The organism is Geomonas oryzae (genome assembly GCF_004117875.1).
Classification (GTDB): Bacteria; Desulfobacterota; Desulfuromonadia; order Geobacterales; family Geobacteraceae; genus Geomonas; species Geomonas oryzae.
This window is the reverse complement of the sequence record NZ_RAHW01000001.1, coordinates 850,835-874,802: the sequence shown is the minus strand read 5'-3', so window position 1 is coordinate 874,802 and position 23,968 is coordinate 850,835. Positions and strand designations below refer to the sequence as shown.

Below are 23,968 nucleotides of genomic sequence, written 5' to 3'. Positions count from 1 at the left end.
CTCCTCCCCGTCCCCGTCGACTAGGGGAGCATCTTCGCGAGGTACTGCCCCGTGTAGGAGCGCTCGACGCGCGCCACCTGCTCCGGAGTGCCGACCGCGATGATCTCGCCGCCACGGTCCCCGCCTTCAGGACCTAGGTCGATGATCCAGTCCGCCGTCTTGATGACGTCCAGGTTGTGCTCGATCACCACGATGGTGTTGCCCGCCTCGACGAGCTTGTGCAGCACCTCCAGGAGTTTCGCGATGTCGGCGAAATGAAGGCCCGTGGTCGGCTCGTCAAGGATGTAGATGGTACGCCCGGTGGCGCGCTTTGAGAGTTCCTTCGCGAGCTTCACGCGCTGCGCCTCGCCGCCGGAGAGGGTCGTGGCCGACTGGCCGAGCTTTATGTAGCCGAGCCCTACCTCTTCCAGGGTCTGCAGCTTCGTCCTGATGCGCGGGATGTGCTCCAGGAAAACGAGGGCCTGCGAAACCGTCATGTCCAGGACCTCGGCGATGGAGTGCCCCTTGAAGCGCACCTCGAGGGTTTCACGGTTGTAACGGGCCCCCTTGCAGACCTCGCACTCCACGTACACGTCGGGGAGAAAGTGCATCTCTATCTTTATGATGCCGTCCCCCGAGCAGGCCTCGCAGCGCCCCCCCTTCACGTTGAAGGAGTAGCGTCCCGGCTTGTAGCCGCGCACCTTCGATTCCGGCAGCTGGGCGAAGATCTCCCGGATCTCGGTGAAGAGCCCGGTGTAGGTCGCCGGGTTCGAGCGCGGCGTCCGCCCGATGGGTGACTGGTCGATGTTGATGACCTTGTCGAGCACCTCGGTGCCGCGGATCGCCCGCACCGCCCCCGCCTTCTCGCGGCTCTTGTAGAGGCGCTGGTTCAGCGTCTTGTACAGGGTGTCGATGATGAGCGACGACTTCCCGGAACCCGAGACGCCGGTGATGCAGGTCATCACCCCCAGCGGCACGTCGACGCTCACGTTCTTCAGGTTGTTCTCCGCCGCCCCCTCGATGTGCAGGAAGCGGTTCCCTTTCCTGCGCTTCTTGGGGAGCGGGATGGTGAGCGCGCCGGAGAGGTAGCGCCCGGTCAGCGAGTGCGGGTTCGCCATGATCTCGGCCGGAGTCCCCTCGGCCACGACCTCGCCGCCGTGCACCCCTGCCCCCGGCCCCATGTCGATGACCCAGTCCGCCTCGGTGATGGTCTCCTCGTCGTGCTCGACGACGAGCACCGTGTTGCCGATGTCGCGCAGGTGCCGAAGCGTCGAGAGCAGGCGTCCGTTGTCGCGCTGGTGCAGCCCGATGGAGGGCTCGTCGAGGATGTAGAGGACGCCTACGAGCGAGGAGCCGATCTGGGTCGCGAGCCTGATCCTCTGCCCCTCACCCCCCGAAAGGGTGCCGGAGGAGCGGTCCAGGGAGAGGTAGTCGAGCCCTACGTTGACCAGGAAGTTCAGGCGCTCCCGGATCTCCTTCAGGATCCTGCGCGCGATGTCCTCCTCCTTGTCGGTGAGCGAAAGCGCGGCGAAGAAGGCGAGGCTGTCCTTGATGGAAAGCGCGGTCACCTGCCGGATGTTTCTCTCCCCCACCGTCACGTGGAGCGCCTCCTTTTTAAGGCGCGCCCCCTCGCAGGTCGGGCACGGCATCACCCCCATGTACTTCTCGAGCTCCTCGCGCACCTGCTCCGATTCGCTCTCGCGGTGGCGCCGCTCCAGGTTGTTCAGCACCCCTTCGAAGGCCTTCTTGTAGTTGTGCTTCTTCCCGGTCTCGTCGATCCACCAGAACTCGACCTGCTCCCCTTGCGAGCCGTTCAAGATCACGTCCTTCGCCTTCTTCGAGAGGCTCTTGAAGGGGGCGTGCATGTCGAAGCCGTAGGCCTTGGCGAGCGCGGCGAGCGTCTGCTGGTACCACCCGGAGAAGCGCTTCTCCCAGGGGGCGATGGCGCCGTCGGCGAGCGAGAGTTCAGGCTCCGGGATGACGAGCTCGGCGTCCAGGTACATGCGGGTCCCAAGACCGGTGCAGTCCGGGCACGCGCCGTAGGGGTTGTTGAAGGAGAACATGCGCGGGGTCATCTCGGGATAGGAGATGCCGCACTCGATGCAGGCCGCCGACTCCGAGAAGAGGAGGGTGTCCTCCTTCACGCCGCGGCTCTCATCCTCGGAGAGTGCCACCTTCACGATCCCGTCGGCGTGGGATAGCGCCGTCTCGAGAGAATCGGCCAGGCGCTTTTCGAAGCCGGGTTTCACCACCAGGCGGTCCACCACGATGTCTATGTCGTGTTTTTTCTTCTTGTCGAGAGTGATCTCCTCGGCGAGGTCGTGGGTCTCGCCGTCGACGACGACCCGGACGAAACCGTCCTTTCTGAGCTGCGCCAGTTCCTTTTTGTACTCCCCTTTTCTGCCGCGCACGATAGGAGAAAGCAGGGTCAGCTTCGCCCCCTGGGGGAGCGCCGCGATCTGGTCCACCATCTGCGAGACAGTCTGCGAGGTGATGAGCCGGCCGCAGTTGTAGCAGTGCGGCTTGCCGATGCGGGCGAAGAGCAGGCGGAGGTAATCGTAGATTTCGGTGACGGTCCCCACCGTCGACCGGGGGTTCTTGCTGGTAGTCTTCTGTTCGATGGAGATGGCCGGGGAGAGCCCCTCGATCGATTCGACGTCGGGTTTCTCCATCTGCTCCAGGAACTGGCGGGCGTAGGCGGAGAGGGACTCGACGTAGCGCCGTTGCCCCTCCGCGTAGATGGTGTCGAAGGCGAGCGTCGATTTCCCCGAGCCGGATATGCCGGTGATCACCACGAGCTGGTCGCGCGGGATTTCGACGTCTATGCATTTGAGGTTGTGCTCGCAGGCACCCTTTACGATGATCTTGTTCGTTGCCATGATGCTCCCGATGAATATTATCTGCGTGGCGCGCCGGGCGCGCGACTGTTAAATATAGCACACCGCCCCGCTTATTGTCGGGACGGCACCTCCATTATAATGAGAATTTCGTCCATACCACAAGGTAAACACCTTTCAGTTTTTTCGCACCCCTGCCGATAAGGGAACAAGCACACCCCCGGGACCAGTCCGGGGAGTCGGAACACGTTACGGAGGCGCCCATGAACCGCCCTTTTGCAGCGCATATCGCACGCATCACCCTCGCCGCCTGGCTGGCCGCGAGCTATCCCGTACTCGCAGTGGGGGCCGACGCCCCTGCACCCGCCCCCGCCAAGGAGGCCCCCGCCAAAGATAATGCGGCCAAGGACAACGCCGAGGCACAGACCCTGAAGGCGGCCGAGGCGAAGCTGGCCGCCCTCGCAAAGGAAGTGGAATCGGGTAAGTCCGCGGCCCAGGTCGGCAAAAAGAAAGGCGGTAAAAAACAGGCCAAGGGGAAGAAAAGGAAGGTAGCGAAGGGTAAGAGAAGCGCGAAGGCCAAGGGGGGGGGCGCGGCGGTCAAGGCGAAGGTCACGGACCGGCGCATGACCCAGCCCGAGGTGCAGAGGATACTCTCCTCCACGCGCGACTTCTCCGGCGCCGACTTGAGCGGCCTGAACCTGGTAGGGTACGACCTGGCGGGCGCCAAATTCAACCGCACCAACCTGCAGTCCGCGAACCTCGAGCGGGCCAACCTTGCGGAGACCGACCTCGAACTCGCCGACCTGACCGGCGCCAACCTGCGCGGCGCCTCGCTGAACCAGGCGCGCCTGAGGGGAACCCGAATGGCGGGTGCCAAGCTGGAGGGGGCGCTTTGGACCGACAAGACCATCTGCCGTTCAGGCTCGGTCGGCACCTGCATCGAGTAGCGGCAGGCTACGCCACAAAAAAAAGCCCCCGGAGCAATCCGGGGGCTTTTTGTCGTTTAAAGGTAGCTTTAAACCCTGACTACGTTGGCCGCCTGGAGACCTTTCGGCCCCTGCTGCACGTCGAAAGTTACGGAATCGCCTTCTGCCAGGGACTTGAAGCCCTCGGACTGGATCGCGGAGAAGTGTACGAACACATCCTCACCGTTCTCCTGCTCGATGAAACCAAAACCCTTGCTGTCATTGAACCACTTAACTACACCTTTAGCCATTACGACTTCTCCTGTTACTTCTCTTTCGTGATAAGCGGGACCATCCCCGGCACAGGTAAAGAGTTTATGCACGGGTCTGGTCCCTGTCAAGCGCTTTTGTTAGATTTCTTTCTTATTTCTCGAACTCCATTTCGGCCATCCGCTTGTACAGATCGTAGCGGCGTGCAGTGAGTTCCGCCGAGCGCGCCATGAGTGCAGCGGCGGCGTCCGGGTTGTTCTTCTTCAGTACGCGGTAGCGGTTCTCACCGTAGGCGTACTCCTCGAGAGAGATGCTCGGGTCCTTGCTGTCGAGGACGAGCGGGTTCTTGCCCTGCTCGGCGAGCTCCGGGTTGTAGCGGACCAGCGGCCAGTGGCCGGAGGCGACCGCGCGCTTCTGGGTCTCCACCGCGGTGGCCATGTCGATGCCGTGCGCGATGCAGTGGCTGTACGCGAGGATCAGGGACGGCCCGTCGTAGGCCTCCGCCTCGATGAACGCCTTGACGCACTGTGCCGGGTTGGAGAGGGAGACCTTGGCCACGTACACGTTGCCGTAGGCCATGGCGATCATGCCGAGGTCCTTCTTGGCCTGCGGCTTGCCGCCCGCGGCGAACTGAGCCACCGCGCCCATCGGGGTCGACTTGGATGCCTGACCGCCGGTGTTGGAGTAGACCTCGGTGTCGAGCACGAGGAGGTTCACGTTCTTGCCGGAGGCGATGACGTGGTCGAGGCCGCCGTAGCCGATGTCATAGGCCCAGCCGTCGCCGCCCACGATCCAGACCGACTTCTTCACGAGGTAGTCGGCAAGGGAGAGGAGCTGCTGTGCCGCCGGCTCCTTGCTGCCCGCAAGCGCCTGCTTCAGCGCTTCGACGCGTGCGCGCTGCGCCTCGACGCCGGCCTGGTTCTGCTGGTCGGCACCCTTGATCTGTGCTACCAGTTCCGCCGGGAGGGCAACCTGGTCCAGGAGCTCCTGGGCGGCCTGGTTGAACTTGTCGACGGCGAGCCTCATGCCGAAGCCGAACTCGGCGTTGTCCTCGAAGAGCGAGTTGGACCAGGCCGGGCCGCGCCCGTCCGCGTTCTTCGCCCACGGGGTGGTCGGGAGGTTGCCGCCGTAGATCGAGGAGCAGCCGGTGGCGTTGGCGATGAGCGCGCGGTCGCCGAAGAGCTGGGAGAGGAGCTTCAGGTACGGGGTCTCGCCGCAGCCGGCGCAGGCACCGGAGTACTCGAAGAGCGGACGCGCCAGCTGGCTCCCCTTCAGGGTTTCGACCTTGACGAGGCTCGGATCGGTCTCGGGGATGTTCAAGAAGAAGTCGTAGTTGGCCGCCTCGCTTGCCCTGAGCGGCGCCTGGAACTTCATGTTGATCGCCTTGTGCTTCGGATCCTCCTTGGACTTCGCCGGGCAGTTCGCCACGCAGGCACCGCAGCCGGTGCAGTCCTCGGGGGCTACCTGGACGGAGCACTTCATCCCCTTGAACTCGTTGCCGCGGGCGTCGGCGGACTTGAAGGTGGCCGGTGCGCCGGCGAGCTTGTCTGCGTCGTAGACCTTCATCCTGATGGAGGCGTGCGGGCAGATGAAGGAGCAGATGCCGCACTGGATGCAGAGCGCCTCGTCCCATACCGGGATGTCGACGGCGATGTTGCGCTTCTCGTACTGCGAGGTCGCAGTCGGGAAGGTGCCGTCGGCCGGGATCTTGGATACCGGGAGCTGGTCGCCCAGGCCCGCGATCATGGTCGAGGTCACGTTCTGGACGAAGTCGGGGGCGTGGGCGCCGACGACCGGGGGCTTTCTGAGGGCGCTCGTGGCGGTAGCCGGCACCTGCACCTCGAAGATGTTCTCGAGGGCCGCGTCCACCGCCTTGTTGTTCATCTCGACGACCTTCTCGCCGGACTTGCCGTAGGACTTCTTGATGGCGTCCTTGATCGCGGTGATGGCGGTGTCGAGCGGGATGATGTTGGAGATCTTGAAGAACGCGGTCTGCATGATCACGTTGATCCTGGCGCCGAGGCCCAGCTTCTCGGCGAGCTCGATCGCGTTGATCACGTAGAACTTGAGCTTCTTGGCGATCACCTGCTGCTGCACCTCGATCGGCATGGAGTCCCACACCTTGTCGTGCTCGAACGGGGAACAGAGGAGGAAGGTGGCCCCTTCCTTCGCGTTCGCCAGCATGTCGTACTTCTCGAGGAAGGAGAAGTTGTGGCAGGCGACGAAGTCGGCCTGGTCGATCAGGTACGGTGCGTGGATCGGGTTCTTGCCGAAACGCAGGTGCGAGGTGGTCACCGAGCCCGCCTTCTTGGAGTCGTACACGAAGTACGCCTGGACGTTGTTGTCGGTGGTCTCGCCGATGATCTTGATGGAGTTCTTGTTGGCGCCCACGGTGCCGTCGGAGCCCAGGCCGTAGAACATGGCGGCGTAGGTGCCGGCGGAGGGGTTCACGAACTTCGGATCGTACTCGAGGGAGGAGTTGGTCACGTCCTCGATGATGCCGACCACGAAGTGGTTCTTCGGCTTGTCGAGCTTCAGGTTGTCAAAGACCCCCTTGGCCATGCCCGGGGTGAACTCCTTGGAGCCGAGGCCGAAACGGCCGCCGACGATGATCGGGTACTGCTTGAAGTTGGTGAGCCCGTCGCCCATCGCCTCGCCGATCGCGGTCCTGACGTCGAGGTAGAGCGGCTCGCCCAGGGAGCCCGGCTCCTTGGTGCGGTCGAGTACGGCGATCTTCTTGACCGAGGCGGGGAGCGCCGCGGCGATGGCGGCGACCGGGAACGGCCTGAAGAGGCGGACCTTCAAAAGACCTACCTTCTCGCCGGCGGCGTTCAGGGTGGCCATGGTCTCCTGGACGGTGTCGGCGGCGGAGCCCATCACGATGATGACGCGCTCTGCGTCCGGGGCACCGACATACTCGGCGAGCTTGTACTGGCGGCCGGCCACCTTGGCGAACTTGTCCATCTCCTCCTGCACGATGGAGAGGCAGGCGGGGTAGTAGGGGTTGACGGTCTCGCGTCCCTGGAAGTAGACGTCCGGGTTCTGTGCGGTGCCGCGCATCACCGGGCGGTCCGGGGTCATGCAACGGTCGCGGTGCGCCTGGACCAGCTCCGGGGTGATCATCGCCCTCATGTCGTCGAAGGTGAGTTCCTCGACCTTCTGCACCTCGTGGGAGGTCCTGAAGCCGTCGAAGTAGTGCATGAAGGGGACGCGGGCCCTGAGGGTCGCGGCCTGGGCGATCAGGGCGAAGTCCATGACCTCCTGCACGTTGTTGGAACAGAGCATGCCCCAGCCGGTGGAGCGGGCCGACATGACGTCGGAATGGTCACCGAAGATGTTGAGCGCGGCCGCGGAGATGGCGCGGGCGGAGATGTGGAATACGGTCGAGGTGAGCTCGCCGGCGATCTTGAACATGTTCGGGATCATCAGCAGGAGCCCCTGGCTCGCGGTGAAGGTGGTGGTCAGTGCGCCCGCCTGCAGCGAGCCGTGTACGGCACCGGCGGCGCCCCCTTCCGACTGCATCTCGGCGACCGAAGGGACGGTCCCCCAGATGTTCTTCTCCCCCCGGGCGCTCTTCTCGTCCGAGATCTCCCCCATGACGGAAGAAGGGGTGATCGGGTAGATGGCGATCACCTCGTTGGTGGCGTGTGCCACGTGGGCTGCCGCGGTGTTACCGTCGATTGTTACCATTCTGCGGGACATTGATTTCCTCCTGTAGTTTGAAAATCTTGCATTGGCTTTACGGTAAAAGATCGTTCTACATTTCCATCGGTCGGCGGATCACAGCTCCGACCGTCCCTCCACCGCCCGCTGCACCGTCGCCGCATCCACGTATTCCAGATCGCTTCCGATGGGGATGCCGTGCGCCAGACGCGTCACCTTGATCCCCAACGGCTTGATCATCCTGGTGAGGTAGAGGGCGGTCGCCTCCCCTTCAACACTGAAGTTGGTGGCGATCAGCACCTCCCTTACCTCGCCCCCCTCAAGCCGCTGCATAAGCTCTGCGATCCTGAGGTCACGCGGTGTAACGCCGTTTAACGGTGAAAGAGCACCCTGCAGCACGTGGTAACGACCGCGAAAGGCGCGGCTTCTCTCCAGTGCGAGCAGGTCCTGCGGCTCCTCCACCACGCAGAGCGTGGCGGCGTCCCGCTCACCGGAGCAGATCCAGCAGGGATCGTCCTCGGTGATGGCAAAACAGACGGAACAAAAACGGACCCTTTCCTTCACCTGCATGAGGCTCTCGGCTAACGCCTCGATATTGCCGGGATATTTAAGCAGATGAAACGCGAGCCGCAAGGCACTTTTTTCACCGACGCCAGGCAGTTTCTTCAATTCTCCCACCAGCCTGGTCAGCGAGCCCGAAAAATGTAGCATATTCCCACCACGGATAAAACAAGTTTTTACTGGTTATTTTTACCAAAAAAAATTTGATCGTAGATTTTTATAATTAGAGGGTGCACACCAACCGGCATACACCCTCTCCCTTGCGTCAGGCGCCGCGCGGGCGCCAAGTACCTAGAACAGTCCCGGAATGCTCAGGCCGCCGGTGATCTTGCTCATCTCCTCCGCCATCGCCTGGTGCACCTTCTTGAGCGCCTCGTTGACGGCGGTCATCACCAGGTCCTGCAGCATCTCTACGTCTTCCGGGTCGACCGCTTCTTTCTTGATAACCAGGGAAAGCACCTGATTCTTGCCGTTAACAACCACCGTTACGGCACCGCCACCGGTGGTCACTTCGGCGGTGCGCTCCGCCGCCTCTTCCTGCAGCTTCCCCATCTTCTGCTGCATCATCTGCGCTTGTTTCATGATCTGCGCCAAACCTTTAGACATCTTATCCTCCAATTTATCTTTTATTGTCGCAGCGTACCGCGGAACATCGTTATGATTTTGTCGCTTCTTTTCGCGGTAATTCCTGCACCTCGGCGATTTCGCCGTCGAACATCTCCACCGCGGCGGCCACCAGCGGGTGCGCCTCGGCCTCGCGCCTCAGGGTTGCCTTTCGCTCGGCATCTTCAAGGCTTTTTTTTTCCGAAAGGGTCGGGGCGGCATCGGAGGGGGGGGCGCTGAGCGCGACCACCTTGACCTGCGTCGGCACCCCGAAGTGCGCCTGGGCAAGCCCCTTCAACTCGTTGATCTGGTCGGGGTCCTGCAGGCGGGTCAGCTGGAAGCTCCCCTGCAGACAGCCGATCTCCAGGTGCCCCTGCGACACCCGCACCGGGTAGACCTCCTCCAGGGCGCCGCCAAGCATGGGTTTCTTCGCCTTCACTGCACGGACGAAACCGCCCCAGAGATCGGCGGTGGCGGCACCGGCGAAACCGGTTGCTGCAGCTGCCGGTGAAGCCTGGGCTGCCGGGGCTGAATGGGAGGCATGGGAACCGTTGGAGTTTTGGGAAGCATGGGACGCCGACGCGGCGGCGACGGGGGCGGCTGCGGGACGCGCCGGGGCGGCGTGCTGCGGCGCGGGACGTGCCGCAGGGGCCTGCGGGCGCGGGGCATCGCTGCGCGGCGCTATGGGGCCTCCCTGCTCCAGGGTGTCCAAACGACGCAGAAGCTCCTGCACCGGGATCGCCGGCGCCAGCGCCGCCATCTTCATCAGCGCCAACTCAAGGATCAGGCGCGGGAAGCCGGCGTGGGCCATCTCGGCCTCGCTCTTCAGCAGGATGCTCAGGTGTCGCTGCAGATCCTGGTGCGCGCTCTTTTCACCGAAGCCGCGCAGTTCGGCAAGCTCGGCGTCGGAAAGCTCCAGAAGCTCTCCCGGCTCGCCCACCGCCTTCAAAATGGCGATGTTCCTGAACTGGTTGATTAGCTCATGGCAGAACTGGCGCATGCTGTAGCCGAAAGAATCCACCTGGGCCACGATCTCGAGCGCCCCTTTCACGTCGCTGTCCAGTACCGCGCGGCAGCCGTCCATGATGAGACGCCGGTCCACGACGCCAAGGAGCGCCGCCACATCGGCATCGGTGACGGAATCGCCGCAGAAGGCGAGCACCTGGTCGAGCGTGGAGAGCGAGTCGCGCATGCTCCCGTCGCCCTTTCGCGCCACTACGGCGAGTGCCTCGTCAGATATCTGCACCCCCTCCTGGTCGACGATGTAGCGCAGCCTCGAGACGATGCGCGGCAGCGCGATCCTCTTGAAGTCGAAACGCTGGCAGCGCGACAGGATGGTGATCGGGACCTTGTGCGGTTCGGTGGTGGCGAAGATGAACTTGACGTGCGGCGGGGGCTCCTCAAGCGTCTTCAACAGCGCGTTGAAGGCGTTGGTGGTGAGCATGTGCACTTCGTCGATGATGAAGATCTTGTAGCGCGAGCGGGACGGCAGGTACTTGATGTTGTCCCGCAGCTCGCGGATGTCGTCGACGCCGGTGTTCGAGGCGCCGTCGATCTCGAAGACGTCGACCGAGTTCCCGTCGGTGATCTCGAGGCAGGTAGTGCAGCTGTTGCACGGCTCGACGGTCAGCCCGCTCTCGCAGTTGAGCGCCTTCGCCAGGATGCGCGCGGAACTGGTCTTGCCGACGCCGCGTGCGCCGGTGAAAAGAAAGGCATGGGCCACCCTGCCGCCGTCGATGGCGTTTTTCAGGGTCTGACTGACGTGCTCCTGGCCGACCAGGTCGCTGAAGGTCTGGGGGCGCCATTTTCTAGCGAGAACGAGATAGGACAAGGCGGCGTACCTCTATGGCAACAAGTGGTTCATGGTTCGCGTGGGGCGTGGGGGGCAGGGGGGTTGCGGAAAGAGCTGATAGCTGGGCTACCCCGCGGCACACGGGGGCGGTTACTGCCGCTGCTTCCTTCCGGACCTGACGGGGTTCATAACCTTCCGTTGCGCGGGACCCAGCTATCAGGTCTATCCGCAATGGGTATAAATAAATATGGCGGAGAGAGAGGGATTCGAACCCTCGGTACGCTATTAACGTACACACGCTTTCCAGGCGTGCTCCTTCAACCACTCGGACATCTCTCCACAACAAGGAGGAGATATATAATACACGCCGAGTTAATTGTAAAGGGAATTCTTCATGGGGACGAAATACACCGGCAGCCCCGGCAGAAGCTGTGCGCCGGACCCGGCACCAGGACGCTCCGGTCAACCGGCGAGCTCGTCGGGGCCGCGCCGTTTCTTGCGCATGAAGATGGCCTGCAGCAGGGACTGCTTCTCCTTTTTCAAGAGTTGTTTCGCGATGATGGAACGGACCGACAGGAGCTCCATCCTGAGCGCCTCCGCGTCCTTTACCAGGCGACGCGCCCTCGGATCGCTCCTCACGTAGGGGGAGAGCAGGTGCACCGCCTCGCTGATCTTGCGGCTCACCAGGACGCGCTCCCGGTAGTCGTCAAGCCCCCCCGATTTGAGCCTTTCCTCTAGTGCGGCAAACTCCGTGGTGAAGTAGTTGATCACGTCGGAGTGTAGGACATCTTCTTGTTTCATAAGCTCACCAATCCTTAATGAAGGTTTGCACTTACACCGTTTCCCGACCTTCACAGAGCTATTCGGCTGCTCCATTTTTTTCTTTACTTTTATTTGGGGTCCGGGACAAAAGTTTGCGGCGCAACCGGCTGGATAATCGGCCCCGATTTTGCTATGCTCGGACCGTGCTGTCCGCTCCACCCACCAACGAGAAAGGCCCCCCTGCGACGATGACCATGCCCGTACCGCAGTATCTTAAACAGCTAAGCGAGAAGCTCTCCCTTTCCTCCTGCCAGGTGAGCGTGGCGGGACTCGCGGGGTCGGCCCCGGCCTACCTACTCTCCCGGCTCGCCGCCGACGACGCTCCGCCGCTCATCGTCCTCACCGCCGACCAGGAAAGCGCCGACGAGATCACCCGGGAACTCCGCTTCTTCTCGTCGCACCCCGAGACCGTGCTCCCCCTCCCCGCCTGGGACGTCACCCCCTTCGAGGCGGCCTCGCCGCACCCCGACATCGTGGGGGAACGGCTGAACGCCCTGGTGCGCCTCATGGACGGCGCGGTCCGCGCCCTCGTCCTCCCGGTGGCAAGCGCCATGCAGCGGGTGATCCCGCGCGACACCCTGGGTGGGGTGTGCCAGTACCTCGTGGCGGGCGAGGAGCTCGAGCGAGAGAGTCTGGTCGAGAAACTGGTGAAGCTGGGCTACTCCCACGTACCCCTGGTCGAGGACCGGGGCACCTTCTCGGTGCGCGGCGGCATCCTCGACATCTTCCCACCCGACCGGGAGATGCCGGTCAGGATCGAGTTCTTCGGCGACCTGGTCGAGACCATGCGCCTTTTCGACCCGGTGACCCAGCGCTCTCTAGAACCGCTCCCCGAGTTGGTGCTGCTTCCCTCCCGCGAGGTGATCCTCTCCGCGGAGGTGGTGAAGGAGCTGGCACCGAGACTCAAGCGGCGTTGCGACCACCTGGGGATCGGCGCGGACCGGCGCCGGGAGCTCCTCGACCAGCTGCAGCATGCCATCTACCCGCCGGGGGTCGATTTCCTGCAACCCCTTTTCCACCCCGGACTGCAAACCGTCTTCGACTACGCCGGCGCAGGAGCGGTGCGCGTCCTCGTCGATCCCGAGGCGATCCGCGAGGCGGCCGAGCGCTTCAGGGAGGAGCTCGACAGCGCGGTACGGCGGGCCGAACTGCGCGACGCCATCACGGGGGACCCCGCCGAGCTCTACCTGGGCGACGACGACTTCCAGCGCCTCCTTCTTGCCGGGCGCCGTCTCGAATTCCCGCGCCTTGAGATCGAGGGTGAGGGGGGCGAGAAGCTCCGCCTGAAGTGCGCCGGAAACCAGGACCTGAAGCTCGACGCCACCCCGGAAGGGGAGCGGGTGCTGGCGCCTCTCACCGAGAAGATGGTCGGATGGATCGCGGCCGGGAACCGCGTGCTCGTCCCCTGCCACCAGGCGGGGCAGGCGCGCAGGCTCTACGAGCTCCTCTCCCACTACCGGATGCCGCTGGAGCACTCCTCCGACCGCTTCGAGGTCGCGGCGGGACGCCCGCCGGGGCGTGTCGAGATCGTCATCGGCGAGATCTCGCGCGGCTTCCGTCTCGAGGAAGAGCGCCTTGTGGTGGTTGCCGAGGAGGAGATCTTCGGCAAGAGGGTGAAGCGGCGCGGCCTCTCCGAGGCGAAGAAGAAGCAGCTACTCACCTCGCTCGCCGAGCTGAAACCCGGCGACCATATGGTGCACGTCGACTTCGGCGTCGCCCTTTACCGGGGGCTTGAGCACCTAAGCCTCACCGGCCTCGAGGGGGACTTCCTGCTCCTCGAGTACGCCGGGGGCGACAAGCTCTACCTCCCGGTGGACCGCATAAACCTGGTGCAGCGCTACGTAGGTGCCGAGGGGATCGAGCCGAGGCTCGACAAGCTTGGCGGGGCGGGATGGGAGAAGGCGAAGGCGAAGGCCCGCGCCGAGATCGAGGAGATGGCCGCCGAACTTTTGAAGATCCACGCCGCGCGCGAGGTGCAGCAGGGGTACCGCTACTCCCCCGCCGACGACATGTACCGCGCCTTCGAGGCATCCTTCGCCTTCGAGGAGACCCCCGACCAGGCCGCCGCCATCGACCAGGTCATCGCCGACATGGAGAGCACCCGCCCCATGGACCGCCTGGTCTGCGGCGACGTAGGCTACGGCAAGACCGAGGTGGCCATGCGCGCCGCCTTCAAGGCGACCCTGGACGGCAAGCAGGTGGCGATCCTCGTCCCGACCACGGTCCTCGCCCAGCAGCATGCCGAGAGCTTCGCGGCGCGCTTCAAGGAGTACCCGGTCCGCGTGGAGATGCTGTCGCGCTTTCGCACCGCGCAGCAGCAAAGGGAGATCCTCGAGGGGGTGAAAAAAGGGGACGTGGACGTCGTCATCGGCACGCATCGCCTCCTGCAGAAGGACGTCGTCTTCAAGGATCTGGGGCTTCTCATCGTCGACGAGGAGCAGCGCTTCGGCGTCGCCCACAAGGAGCGGCTCAAGCAGTTCAGGGCCGTGGTGGACATCCTCACCCTCACCGCGACGCCGATCCCGCGCACCCTTTACATGTCGCTCATGGGGATACGCGACCTCTCCATCATCGACACCCCGCCGGTGGACCGGCTCGCCATCAAGACCTTCGTCTCCCGCTCCTCGGACGAGCTGATCCGCGAGGCGGTGCTGAGGGAGCTGAGGCGCGGCGGCCAGGTCTTCTTCGTGCACAACCGGGTGCAGACCATAGGCGCCATGGCCGAGGAGCTGAGGCGCATCGTCCCGGAAGCGAAGATCGCGGTAGGGCACGGGCAGATGGCCGAGAAGGAGCTGGAACAGGTGATGCTCTCCTTCATGCACGGCGAGACCAACCTCCTTCTGTGCACCACCATCATAGAGAGCGGCCTGGACATCCCGACCGCCAACACCCTCATCGTGAACCGCGCCGACACCTTCGGCCTCGCCCAGCTCTACCAGCTGCGCGGCAGGGTCGGCCGCTCCAAGACCCGCGCCTACGCCTATCTCCTCATCCCGGGGGAGGGGTCGATCTCGACGGACGCGCGCGAGCGGCTGAAGATCATCCAGGAGTTGACCGAGCTGGGGGCGGGCTTCCGCATCGCCACCCACGACCTCGAGATCCGCGGTGCCGGCGACCTTTTGGGCGCGCGGCAAAGCGGAGACATCGCTGCCGTCGGCTTCGAGCTTTATACCGAGCTCCTGGACGAGGCGGTACGCACCCTGAAGGGTGAGGAGCTCCCGGAGCGGGTCGAGCCGGAGATCAAGCTCAAGGTCCCGGCCTTCATCCCGGAGGAGTACGTGAGGGATCCGAACCAGCGCCTCATGATCTACAAGAAACTCACGCAGCCCGCCGACGAGGCGGAGATCGACGACATCAAGGAGGAGCTCGCCGACCGCTTCGGACCGCTACCTCCGGCGGCGCTCTACCTCATCGAGGTCATGCGCCTGCGCGTCGGGCTGAAGCGGCTCCTCGTCAAGGAGATCGAGCTCGCCGGCAACGAGATCGCCCTCGCCTTCCACGAGAGGACCCCGGTTTCCCCCGACGCCATCACCGGTCTCTTGCGCAAAGAGAAGGGAAAATACCGCTTTACGCCGGACTTCCGGCTCTACGTTCGGGTCGCCGACAGCTCCTTTGACGGGGTGCTGGCGGAGGCCAGAAATGTCTTGAAATGCTTAGTCTGATATGCTAGCGTTCACCGGATTGGAAATCATTTACGGAACTTATAAAAGGAGCTAACCGTGCAATTCAGCAAATCTGCCACCGTACTTTTACTCGCTCTCTGCGTTGCCGTGACCGGCTGCAAGAAAGAGGCGGCTACCGGGGCGAAACAGGAAGGCCCGGGTAAAGGGGTCGTCCTCGCCGAGGTGAATGGCGCCACCATCACGGACAACGATTTCTACAAAGAGCAGGCCGCTCTTCCCCCGTACCTGAAGCCGATGACCGAGACCCCGGAAGGGAAGAAGGAAATGATCGACACCATGGTGGTGCGCGAGCTGATCATGCAGCAGGCACAGAAGGAAGGGATCGACAAGAGCCCGGACGTCGCCGCCCGCCTGGAAGACCTGAAAAAGCGCGTCATCGTAGAGGCGTTCCTGAAGAAGAAGGTTGAAGAGATCGGCAAGGTCACCGACGCCGAGATGCAGGACTACTACAACAAGAACAAGGACAAGTTCCAGACCGGCGCACAGATCAGGGCGAGCCACATCCTGGTCAAGTCCGAGGACCAGGCGAAGGACATCGAGAAGCAGCTTAAGGCCGGTGCGAACTTCGAGGACCTGGCCAAGAAGTTCTCCATCGACGGCGCAGCCCAGAAAGGTGGCGATCTCGGCTGGTTCGGTAAAGGCTCCATGATCCCGGACTTCGAGAAGGTGGCATTCGGCATGAAGGAAGGGCAGACCTCCGGCATCGTGAAGACCCAGTTCGGCTACCACATCATCAAGGTGACCGGCCAGCGCCCCGCCGGCGCGCGCTCCCTCGAAGAGGTGAAGGACCAGATCAAGGCGGCCCTCCTCCCGGAGAAGCAGCAGGAGACCTTCAAGAAACTCAAGGACGACCTGAAGAAGCAGGCGAAGATCAGCGTGAAGGAAGACGCGCTGAAAGGGCTCAAGGCACCTGAGGGCGCCAAAGAGGGTGCACAGCCGGCAGCCGGCCAGCCCGCCCAGGCGAAATAGTCGGAATAACTAGGAATAACCGAAACAGCCAACGGCCGGGCGCAAGTCCGGCCGTTTTTGCACAAACGCCGCCTGAGCGGCTATAGAGAGACACCATGGCTAAGATCATCATGGCCTGCACCCTGCTGGCCCTCCTGGCAGTATCCCCCTTCCCCTCCCAGGCAAAACAGATCAGCGGCATCGCCGCCGTCGTCAACGACGAGGTGATCACCACCCTCGACCTCGACAAGGAATACGCCCAGATGCTGAAGGAGAGCGAGAAGCTCCCGCCGGCGGAGAAGATGGGGCTGAAAAGTGCGGCGCTGAACCGGCTTGTGGACAAGAAGCTGGTCGAGCAGAAGATCCGCGAGCTGGACATCAAGGTAGGCGAGGACGAACTGCGCGCTTCCATCGAGGACGTCAAGAAGCAGAACAACCTCACCCAGGAGGCGCTGGAACAGGCCCTGGCGGCCCAGGGGCTCACCTTCCCGCAGTACAAGGCACAGTTGAAAGAGCAATTGGAGCGGATGCGGCTCATGAGCCAGGAGGTCCGTTCCAAGATCCAGGTGGGTGAACGCGAGATGCGCGAGTACTACGACTCGCACCGCGACAGCTACGGCGGCGCCGAGACCTTCCACGCGCGGCACATCTTCTTCAAGCTCGATCCCAAAGCGAAACCGGAAGATGCCGCCGCCACCGAGAAGCTCGCCAACGAGGTGCTCGCGAAGGCGCGCGCGGGCGAGGACTTCGCCGCCCTCGCCAAGAAGTACTCCCAGGACTCCGCCGCAGCCAAGGACGGAGGGGACTTAGGCAGCTTCAAGAAGAGCGACATGCTGCCCGAAATCGGCGACACCGTCGCCGCCATGAAGCCCGGCGACGTAAGCTCCATCGTGCGCAGCCCGGCCGGGCTGCACATCATAAAGCTGGAGCAGAAGAGCCGCGAAGCGGGTCGCCCCTTCGAGGAGGTCAAGGACTCCATCGAGGAGCAGCTCTACAAGAAGAAGTCGGACGAGCGCTTCAACCAGTGGGTGAAGGATCTGCGCAACGCCGCCAGCATCGACATCAAGCAGCCCTAGCCTCTGCTCCCCAGAAACGAAAAATCCCCCTCGCCGGTCCGCGGCGAAGGGGATTTTTTTTTTGGCCGGTGCCGGAGGGGTCAGAGCCCTTCCGCCGCCAACTGGTCCAGCAGCTCGCGCTGGCGCGCGGTCAGCTTTTCCGGCACGTGCACCGCGACCCGCACGTACATGTCGCCGCGCCCCGACCCACCCATCAACGGGAAGCCGAGCCCCTTGAGACGGACCTTGGTGCCGGCCTGGATGCCGGCGGGGATCCTGATCCGCTTGGCCCCCTGCATGGTGGGCACCTCGATCTGTCCCCCGAGAACCGCCTCGGAGAAACGCACCTCGTGGTTCAGCACGATGTCGTTGCCCTCGCGTTGGAACAGGGGATCCGCGCTGACCAGGACGGTCAGGTAGAGGTCTCCCGAAGGCCCGCCCATGCGCCCCGGCCCGCCGCGTCCCGCCACCCTGAGCCGCGCGCCGTTCTCTATCCCGGGGGGGACCTTGACCGACAGCTCCTCGCGGGAGCCGTCGCGCATGAAGGCGACCCGCTTTTCCGCGCCGTCGTAGGAGTCCCGGAAGGTCACCTGGAGCTCCATGGAGAAATCCTCGCCCCTTGCGGCCGGTCTGCCGCGGCCGCCGCGCTGGCGCCGCATGGCGTCCCCGAATATGCGCGAGAAGATGTCGTCCGTACCGAACCCCTGGTCGCGGAACAGGTCGTCCACATTGAAGCCCCTGAAGATATCCTCCTGCGAGAAGCGCTGGTGGAAATTGGTGGAGCCGAACTGGTCGAACTGCTCCTTCTTCTGCGGATCGGAGAGGACGGCGTACGCCTCGTTGATCTCCTTGAAGCGCTCCTCGGCCTCTTTGTTCCCGGGGTTCTTGTCCGGGTGGTATTTCACCGCGAGCTTGCGGTAGGCCCGCTTGATTTCGTCGACCGAGGCGCCTTTTTTCAGGCCGAGCACCTCGTAGTAATCTCTCTGTGCCATAACGGAAGTCCTTTCAGTGATCCTGGGAATTGCTCCCCAGAATGTAATTGCTGCCCCCACTGTTGTCAACATGTTGTAAACCTTGACAACTCCGCGCGGGCGGGCTTATATAGGCTGCAATTAACGACCCTTAAAAACAGGAGCCGCCAGATGAAGCAATTCGACGCCATCGTGATAGGAGCAGGAATCAGCGGTCTCAGTTTCGCCAGTCATGCAGCCGCCAAGGGACTCAACACCCTGGTCCTTGAAAAGAGCGATCGTCCGGGCGGATGTTTCCATTCCCACCGCTTTCAGGGAAGTGCCGAAGGATTCTGGCTCGAACTCGGCGCCCACACCTGCTACAACTCTTACGGCGGGCTGCTCGAGCTCATGGAGCGCCACGGGCTGATGCAGAGCATCCTTCCGAGGGAAAAAGTCTCCTTCAAAATGCTGGTCGGCAACGAGGTCAAGAGTATCCCCTCACAGCTCTCTTTCGTCGAACTTTTCACCTCGGCCTGGCAGCTCTTCACCCTGAAGAAGGAGGGGGAGAGCGTCGCATCGTACTACGGGCGCATCGTGGGACGGAAGAACTATAAAAACGTATTCGGTCCCGCCTTCAACGCGGTCATCTCGCAGCGCGCCGACGACTTCCCCGCAGACATGCTTTTCAACAAGCGTCCGAGAAGAAAGGACGTCATCAAGAGTTTCACCCTGAAAGGTGGGCTGAACAGCGTCATCGACGGACTCGTCGCGGCCCGCGGCATCACCCTGGAGACCGGCGTGGAGGTGGTCCGCGTCTCCAAGGATGCGTCCGGTTATGAGGTGGAACTCTCCGACGGGACCGTTTACCGTGCGCCGAGGCTCACCCTGGCCGCCCCGCCGCCGGCGAGTGCGGCGCTGGCCGCCGGCATCGCCCCCGAGCTCGGCAAGGTACTTTCCGCGCTAAAGCTGGAAACCATTGAGACGGTGGGGGTGGCGGTTCAGAAGAGCAAACTGCAACTGCCGCTTCTGGCCGGTCTGATCCCGATCGGTGAGGAATTCTACTCCGCCGTTTCCCGGGATACCGTCGCCCACGACAGCTATCGGGGACTCAGTTTCCACTTCAAGTCCGGGAAGCTGCCGCTCGACGCGAAGCTGAAGCGGATCGCTTCGGTGCTGAAGGTAAGCATCGAGGATCTCGAGCAGGTAGTCGAGCGAGAGAGCCAGCTCCCGTCGCCGGTTGTGGGCCACAAGGCGCTCACCGATGAGATCGACCGTCTGCTGCAGGGAACGGACCTGTACGTTACCGGCAACTACTTTGCCGGGATGGCGGTGGAAGACTGCATCGTGCGTTCCAAGAGTGAGTTCGAAAGGATGGCGGCGACGCTATAAGCGAGCGGCTGGGATAAAAGGCAAGGCGAGCCCGCCTCCGCGAAAGTGGGGCGGGCTTTTTCGTGCCTGGCGCACCCGCCCCTAAAGTCCCGCCCGCCAGAAATAGAACCCGGCCGCACCGCCGTAGAGCAGCACCCCCGCAGGATTGGAAAGGGCAACCCTCACATCCTGCCCCGACGGAATCGAGCTGTAACTGAAAACATAAATGGCAACGTACATCAGCAGGGTGTGCGGCAGGTCCGGGGGAAACCACGTGTTCCACCCCAGATACAGATAGTAAGCGACCACGTTCAGCAAAAGCGGTGCAAGCGCCGAGGGTAGCGCGGAAATGACCCCGGCGTTACTGATGGTCACCGACCCCAGCACCCAGCGCCCATCGCCTTCCCGCCGCGGTATGATGCTGAACCCCACGGGCCTGCCACCGGTCACGGTAGCCACCACCAGGTGGGAAAGCTCATGCAGCAGCGTCCCCGGAAGGGCCCAGCAGATCTGCCATAAGGCACCTGCCCTCCCGACCCGCGCCTGCAACACCGCCATCGCTATCACTAGCAGGACCCCGGCAAAGTGATGCCAACGTTCCGGGTCGCCCGCCACCTCCATGATGCTGCCCATGCTCCCCCTCCCATAAAACCGGCCACAGCATAACCTGAAAGGACCGAGCTGACAACCGCAGCCTTATCCCTTGCCATTCATGCCCAGTCTGCTATGTTTAACCAGCTAATGAGAACCACATCCAAGGAGGCAGGTATGTCACTAGAAGGCCAGAAGGCGCCCGATTTCAGGCTCCAGGGGAGCGACGGGAAGGAGCATTCGCTGAAGGAGTACGCGGGGAAACTCGTGGTGCTTTTCTTCTACCCTAAAGACAACACCCCCGGCTGAACCGCCGAGGCGGTCGGCTTTGCAAAGCTGCAGCCGCTTTTCCTCCAGTTGGGGGTCGTGTTGGTAGGCATTTCCAGGGATTCGCTGAAGTCGCACGAGAAGTTCGTCGCGGACTTCAAGCTCCCGTTCACCCTCCTCTCCGACCCGGACGCGTCGGTGATGAAGGCATACGGCGCCTTCGGTGAGAAGGTCCAGTACGGCAAGACCACCATGGGGGTGATCCGCTCCACGGTGGTGCTCTCGCCTGAGGGAACCGTAATCAGGCACTGGACGAAGATCGCGAAGGCCTCGGAACACCCTGACAAGGTGCTCGACTTCTTCAAGATGCTGGCCAGAGGCTGAACCCGGACGATAAAAGGGGCGAAGACGTAAGTCTTCGCCCCTCATCGTCAGCAGAAGCGGAGGCGCGCGGACGCTGAGCCTGCCTGTCAGTCCACGTAGTTGTAGTTGGTTTCCGAATCCAGAATCTTCACCAGTGACTCTGCCGTGTAGGGGAACTCTCTCTGAGCCTCCTCGACCTTTCTGTCAGGCGGAGGCGTCCAGTGCAACACCCATTCTCCGTCACGCTGTTCCCTGGTCACCCGCCCGCGGCATCTTGCTTCAAGAGTGCGCCACATCTCATCCTCGTTGATCAGCTCGAATCCGTCGATGCTTTCGCTCTCTTTCAGGTTCTGCAGGAATCGGTCAAGCAGGTCGAAATCGATGAAGTCCTCCTCATTGCGCCACCACTTGATGAATACCATGTCGGGGTGAGCGCTCTTCGCATCTCTGATCTCTTTTACCAGCTGGTATCCTTTCATGGCCACCTCCCTCCGGCTGTCATCAACAGCCTCCTCCTGCCTGTTTACCGCCTATTAAATAGTACCTCCTGCGATATTTTTCCGCAACTAATGGGCTTTCCTACGACATGCATCCGGGCCATCGTGAAACCTGCTTGAATTTCTTCAAATTGCGGATACACCTTATGAGTTAGCATGCCCTAACCGCGTGGGGATACATCATGAAAAGCACACTCCTTCTGATAATCGCAGCACTCGTTCTGCTTCCCGTAACGGAAAGATCCGCTGCAGCCGGCAACTGGGGTCCGGTGGGGGTCAGAGGGGGGGTATCTGCAGACGGCGAGAATAACGCCTATCTCGTCGAAGCGTTTGGGATCTACCAACTCCCATGGGGCCTGCGCAACAAGGCAGGTTGGGGTGTATGGACCGAGGCAGCGATCACGGCAGGGACTTTGAGTACGGAAGAAGACAACGGGTTCATCGGCACCCTCGGGCCCGCCTTCAGGTTCGGCAATCCGGCCTTCCCGCTGGAGCTCGACCTCGGTGTCAGCGTCGCCATCATTTCCCGCGACCGCTTCGGATTGAAGGACTACAACGGCATCCAGCAGTTCGTCTCGCACGCCGAACTGATCTACCATGTCACACCCGGCTTCGGCCTTTCCTACCGTTTCCAGCACATGTCCAACGCCGGTTTCAACGGCGGCCCGAACCCGGGCATCAACATGCATCTGATCGGAATCAACTGGTACCCCTAGACAGATTCCTCCGCGCGTTATAGTATCTGTCGCCGTCACCCGACAGGTGACCTAAACATCTCTCAGGAAGGTTTCCCATCGTAGCGAACAAAAAGAAGCAACTGCACCGTCTCATCATCGACCGCCTCACCCATGACCTGGACACCCTGATGAAGGCCGCGAAGGCGGCCCACGAAGCGGCCATCCACGAAGAAAACATCCCCGACAACAAATACGACACCCTGAGCCTGGAGGCCTCTTACGTGGCGCAAGGGCAGGCAAACCGAGCCCAGGAGATAAAGCTCGCCCTGCAGGCCTACCGCGGGCTGTCGCTGCAGCCCTTCGACGCCTCGGCCGAGATCCGCCTCACCGCGCTGGTCACCCTGGAAGGGGACGACGGAGCGCTGAAAACGGTCTTCATCGGCCCGCAGGAAGGTGGCCTCAAACTGCTGCTGGACCACCAGGAAGTCCTCGTCATCACTGCGAGCTCCCCCATGGGGCGAGAGCTGATCGGCAAGTCCCCCGGCGACACGGTGGAAATAGGTAGCGCCTCGTACGAGATAGTCGACCTCTGCTGAGCGACAACGCCCCCCTTTGCTATTGACATCTACGTGAAGCGGCTCTAAATTGGCGCCTGACCGGCACGGTATGCCGCCCCAAAACGGCAGTTCGGCCCCCCTGCACCTGGTGCGGCCTGACCGGTCTTGCGATGCGATTTCATGTGATGGCGGAGGACGGTTTGGAGAAGATGAGATTGGGCGAAATGCTGGTCCAGGCGGGGAAGATCACGCCGTTCCAGCTCGAGGAGACCCTCAAGGGGCAAGCCATTTTCGGCGGTCGCTTCGGCACCAACCTCGTAGAGATGGGGTACCTCGACGAGCGCGACTTGGCTGAGTTTCTGAGCCAGAAGACCGGAGTCCCCCACGCTGTCCCGGAACAGTTGCTCGACATCCCCGACGACGTCATCAAGCTCATCTCTTACGACTACGTGAAGAAATACCGCGTGGTCCCCATCGAGCTGAACAAGCGCAAGCTCACCCTGGCCATGGTCGACCCTACCGACTTCCACGCCATTGACGAGATTTCCTTCGCCACCGGCCTCATCATCATGCCGGTGATCGCCCCGGAATTGCGCATCGTCACGGCGATGGAGAAGTACTACCGTATCAAGCGTGAGGTGCGCTACATAAGCGTGGAAGGGGGGAGCCGAAGCAGGAACCGGCACCATGCCGCGCATCAGTCCGCTCCTCAAGCCGCTTCACCGGCAAGCCGTGCGGCCGCCGCCACCCCTCCTCCCGCGCCCCCGAAGCCGACCCTCGAGTTATGGACGGCCCACGAAGAGGACGATATCCTCGACCTTCCGGTCCTCGAGGACCTGAGTTGCCTGGAAGTCCTGGAACAGATCGAAGAGCCGCAGGCCGCCCCGGCGCCGCAGTCGGCCACACCGGCTCCGGCTGCAGCCGCCCCGGCCGCAGCCATTCCACCGGTGGCGCCGGAAGGTGTGGCCGCTCCCACGCCTGCCGCGGAGCCCGCTGCACCGCAAACCGCGGCGGAGCCGACCGCAGTCCCCGCCGCCGAGGTCTACGAGGAGATTGAAGAACCGGAGCAGGATTACTCCCTGGAGAGCGTGCTTGCCGGACTTGCCGAGCCGGATGACCGGGACTGGATCGCGGAACTGGTCACCGGGTACCTGGGCTCCCAGTTCCGCCGGGTCGCCTTCTTCCTTCTGCGCGGCGGCCGTGCCTCCGGTTGGGTAGCCCGCGTGGACAACAGGCCGGTGCCGGAGTTCGAGGAACTGGAGCTCACCCTTAGCGAGCCGTCGGTGCTGAACGTGGTGGACCAGAGTAAGAACTTCTTCCTCGGCCCGATGCCCGCAACCGCTGGGAACCAGGCGATCATGGAGGCCCTTGGTGGCGGGACTCCCTTCAACAACCTCCTGGTCCCGCTCGTGATGATGGGGCGCGTCGTCGCCGTCCTCTATGTCGGCGGCGGGAGCACCCCTCTCGAGGAAAAACTTCCCGAAATTCAGAAGCTCATCGCAAAGGCAGCCATGGCCTTCGAGATACTCATCCTGAAGAGCAAGATCATGATGACCTAGACTCTAATGAAAGACTAA

At 62.8% G+C, this 23,968-nt stretch carries 19 protein-coding genes, 1 tRNA gene and 1 other RNA gene; 9 read left to right on the top strand and 12 right to left on the bottom strand.

All coding sequences use genetic code 11. From position 1 onward, the window contains the following. Positions 1-20 precede the first annotated feature (20 nt). On the bottom strand, positions 21-2,858 hold the full coding sequence (uvrA, locus tag D6Z24_RS03970) for an excinuclease ABC subunit UvrA (protein WP_129125228.1): 2,838 nt from the start codon (positions 2,856-2,858) through the stop codon (positions 21-23). A 221-nt stretch (positions 2,859-3,079) separates the two neighbouring features. Between uvrA and D6Z24_RS03965 the strand changes: the two genes are divergently transcribed. Next, positions 3,080-3,763, top strand: a complete 684-nt coding sequence (locus tag D6Z24_RS03965) for a pentapeptide repeat-containing protein (RefSeq protein WP_129125227.1) — start codon at positions 3,080-3,082, stop codon at positions 3,761-3,763. 68 nt (positions 3,764-3,831) lie between these two features. Here the strand turns inward: D6Z24_RS03965 and D6Z24_RS03960 are convergent, their stop codons facing one another. The 8 genes from D6Z24_RS03960 to D6Z24_RS03925 form a co-directional block, all read right to left on the bottom strand. Next, positions 3,832-4,032: a cold-shock protein gene (locus tag D6Z24_RS03960; RefSeq protein ID WP_129125226.1), complete on the bottom strand. Its 201-nt coding sequence runs from the start codon at positions 4,030-4,032 to the stop codon at positions 3,832-3,834. A gap of 112 nt (positions 4,033-4,144) precedes the next feature. Next, positions 4,145-7,693 (bottom strand): pyruvate:ferredoxin (flavodoxin) oxidoreductase, encoded by a 3,549-nt coding sequence (nifJ, locus tag D6Z24_RS03955; RefSeq protein ID WP_129125225.1) that lies wholly within the window; start codon positions 7,691-7,693, stop codon positions 4,145-4,147. A gap of 78 nt (positions 7,694-7,771) precedes the next feature. Further along, positions 7,772-8,365 (bottom strand): recombination mediator RecR, encoded by a 594-nt coding sequence (recR, locus tag D6Z24_RS03950; RefSeq protein ID WP_129125224.1) that lies wholly within the window; start codon positions 8,363-8,365, stop codon positions 7,772-7,774. 141 nt (positions 8,366-8,506) lie between these two features. After that, the gene (locus tag D6Z24_RS03945) at positions 8,507-8,821 is read right to left on the bottom strand and encodes a YbaB/EbfC family nucleoid-associated protein (protein ID WP_129125223.1); all 315 of its coding nucleotides are present in this window, start codon (positions 8,819-8,821) and stop codon (positions 8,507-8,509) included. Between the two features lie 49 nt (positions 8,822-8,870). After that, positions 8,871-10,649: a DNA polymerase III subunit gamma/tau gene (dnaX, locus tag D6Z24_RS03940; protein WP_129125222.1), complete on the bottom strand. Its 1,779-nt coding sequence runs from the start codon at positions 10,647-10,649 to the stop codon at positions 8,871-8,873. Positions 10,650-10,726: 77 nt separating this feature from the next. Next, an RNA gene (gene ffs, locus D6Z24_RS03935) (signal recognition particle sRNA small type) lies at positions 10,727-10,825 on the bottom strand. Between the two features lie 33 nt (positions 10,826-10,858). Beyond that, a tRNA-Ser gene (locus D6Z24_RS03930) sits at positions 10,859-10,949 on the bottom strand. A 123-nt stretch (positions 10,950-11,072) separates the two neighbouring features. Continuing rightward, positions 11,073-11,411: a hypothetical protein gene (locus tag D6Z24_RS03925; RefSeq protein WP_129125221.1), complete on the bottom strand. Its 339-nt coding sequence runs from the start codon at positions 11,409-11,411 to the stop codon at positions 11,073-11,075. Positions 11,412-11,620: 209 nt separating this feature from the next. Here D6Z24_RS03925 and mfd point away from each other — a divergent pair, with 209 nt between their 5' ends. The 3 genes from mfd (at position 11,621) to D6Z24_RS03910 (ending at position 17,139) form a co-directional block, all read left to right on the top strand. After that, entirely contained in the window at positions 11,621-15,094 is a 3,474-nt protein-coding gene (mfd, locus tag D6Z24_RS03920) for a transcription-repair coupling factor (protein WP_129125220.1), read from the top strand. Positions 15,095-15,151: 57 nt separating this feature from the next. Continuing rightward, entirely contained in the window at positions 15,152-16,084 is a 933-nt protein-coding gene (locus tag D6Z24_RS03915) for a peptidyl-prolyl cis-trans isomerase (RefSeq protein WP_129125219.1), read from the top strand. Positions 16,085-16,179: 95 nt separating this feature from the next. After that, entirely contained in the window at positions 16,180-17,139 is a 960-nt protein-coding gene (locus tag D6Z24_RS03910; protein ID WP_129125218.1) for a peptidylprolyl isomerase, read from the top strand. 80 nt (positions 17,140-17,219) lie between these two features. Here the strand turns inward: D6Z24_RS03910 and D6Z24_RS03905 are convergent, their stop codons facing one another. Beyond that, a complete protein-coding gene (locus tag D6Z24_RS03905) occupies positions 17,220-18,110 on the bottom strand; it encodes a DnaJ C-terminal domain-containing protein (RefSeq protein WP_129125217.1) in 891 nt (296 codons plus the stop codon). A gap of 150 nt (positions 18,111-18,260) precedes the next feature. Here D6Z24_RS03905 and D6Z24_RS03900 point away from each other — a divergent pair, with 150 nt between their 5' ends. Next, positions 18,261-19,460: a protoporphyrinogen/coproporphyrinogen oxidase gene (locus D6Z24_RS03900; protein WP_129125216.1), complete on the top strand. Its 1,200-nt coding sequence runs from the start codon at positions 18,261-18,263 to the stop codon at positions 19,458-19,460. Positions 19,461-19,541: 81 nt separating this feature from the next. Here D6Z24_RS03900 and D6Z24_RS03895 read toward each other — a convergent pair whose 3' ends face one another. After that, positions 19,542-20,072, bottom strand: coding sequence for a hypothetical protein (locus D6Z24_RS03895; RefSeq protein WP_129125215.1), 531 nt, complete (start codon positions 20,070-20,072; stop codon positions 19,542-19,544). A gap of 135 nt (positions 20,073-20,207) precedes the next feature. Between D6Z24_RS03895 and D6Z24_RS03890 the strand changes: the two genes are divergently transcribed. Beyond that, a complete protein-coding gene (locus D6Z24_RS03890; protein WP_129125214.1) occupies positions 20,208-20,681 on the top strand; it encodes a peroxiredoxin in 474 nt (157 codons plus the stop codon). An 86-nt stretch (positions 20,682-20,767) separates the two neighbouring features. Here D6Z24_RS03890 and D6Z24_RS03885 read toward each other — a convergent pair whose 3' ends face one another. After that, positions 20,768-21,139: a hypothetical protein gene (locus tag D6Z24_RS03885; RefSeq protein ID WP_129125213.1), complete on the bottom strand. Its 372-nt coding sequence runs from the start codon at positions 21,137-21,139 to the stop codon at positions 20,768-20,770. A 200-nt stretch (positions 21,140-21,339) separates the two neighbouring features. On the opposite strand from D6Z24_RS03885, the gene D6Z24_RS03880 reads away from it, so the two are divergent. From D6Z24_RS03880 to D6Z24_RS03870, 3 genes are all read left to right on the top strand, one after another. Then, positions 21,340-21,873 (top strand): acyloxyacyl hydrolase, encoded by a 534-nt coding sequence (locus D6Z24_RS03880; protein ID WP_129125212.1) that lies wholly within the window; start codon positions 21,340-21,342, stop codon positions 21,871-21,873. Positions 21,874-22,022: 149 nt separating this feature from the next. Further along, positions 22,023-22,430, top strand: a complete 408-nt coding sequence (locus D6Z24_RS03875; RefSeq protein ID WP_129125211.1) for a GreA/GreB family elongation factor — start codon at positions 22,023-22,025, stop codon at positions 22,428-22,430. 170 nt (positions 22,431-22,600) lie between these two features. Then, positions 22,601-23,950: a GspE/PulE/PilB domain-containing protein gene (locus D6Z24_RS03870; RefSeq protein ID WP_246014571.1), complete on the top strand. Its 1,350-nt coding sequence runs from the start codon at positions 22,601-22,603 to the stop codon at positions 23,948-23,950. Positions 23,951-23,968 lie beyond the last annotated feature (18 nt).

Coding starts and splice junctions, on each gene's coding strand:
- D6Z24_RS03875 (WP_129125211.1), top strand. CDS start 22,023: ATGAAGGCCGCGAAGGCGGCCCACGAAGCGGCCATCCACGAAGAAAAC.
- D6Z24_RS03880 (WP_129125212.1), top strand. CDS start 21,340: ATGAAAAGCACACTCCTTCTGATAATCGCAGCACTCGTTCTGCTTCCC.
- nifJ (WP_129125225.1), bottom strand. CDS start 7,693: ATGTCCCGCAGAATGGTAACAATCGACGGTAACACCGCGGCAGCCCAC.
- D6Z24_RS03945 (WP_129125223.1), bottom strand. CDS start 8,821: ATGTCTAAAGGTTTGGCGCAGATCATGAAACAAGCGCAGATGATGCAG.
- D6Z24_RS03965 (WP_129125227.1), top strand. CDS start 3,080: ATGAACCGCCCTTTTGCAGCGCATATCGCACGCATCACCCTCGCCGCC.
- D6Z24_RS03905 (WP_129125217.1), bottom strand. CDS start 18,110: ATGGCACAGAGAGATTACTACGAGGTGCTCGGCCTGAAAAAAGGCGCC.
- recR (WP_129125224.1), bottom strand. CDS start 8,365: ATGCTACATTTTTCGGGCTCGCTGACCAGGCTGGTGGGAGAATTGAAG.
- D6Z24_RS03960 (WP_129125226.1), bottom strand. CDS start 4,032: ATGGCTAAAGGTGTAGTTAAGTGGTTCAATGACAGCAAGGGTTTTGGT.
- uvrA (WP_129125228.1), bottom strand. CDS start 2,858: ATGGCAACGAACAAGATCATCGTAAAGGGTGCCTGCGAGCACAACCTC.
- D6Z24_RS03885 (WP_129125213.1), bottom strand. CDS start 21,139: ATGAAAGGATACCAGCTGGTAAAAGAGATCAGAGATGCGAAGAGCGCT.
- D6Z24_RS03910 (WP_129125218.1), top strand. CDS start 16,180: ATGGCTAAGATCATCATGGCCTGCACCCTGCTGGCCCTCCTGGCAGTA.
- D6Z24_RS03925 (WP_129125221.1), bottom strand. CDS start 11,411: ATGAAACAAGAAGATGTCCTACACTCCGACGTGATCAACTACTTCACC.
- D6Z24_RS03900 (WP_129125216.1), top strand. CDS start 18,261: ATGAAGCAATTCGACGCCATCGTGATAGGAGCAGGAATCAGCGGTCTC.
- mfd (WP_129125220.1), top strand. CDS start 11,621: ATGACCATGCCCGTACCGCAGTATCTTAAACAGCTAAGCGAGAAGCTC.
- D6Z24_RS03870 (WP_246014571.1), top strand. CDS start 22,601: ATGAGATTGGGCGAAATGCTGGTCCAGGCGGGGAAGATCACGCCGTTC.
- D6Z24_RS03895 (WP_129125215.1), bottom strand. CDS start 20,072: ATGGGCAGCATCATGGAGGTGGCGGGCGACCCGGAACGTTGGCATCAC.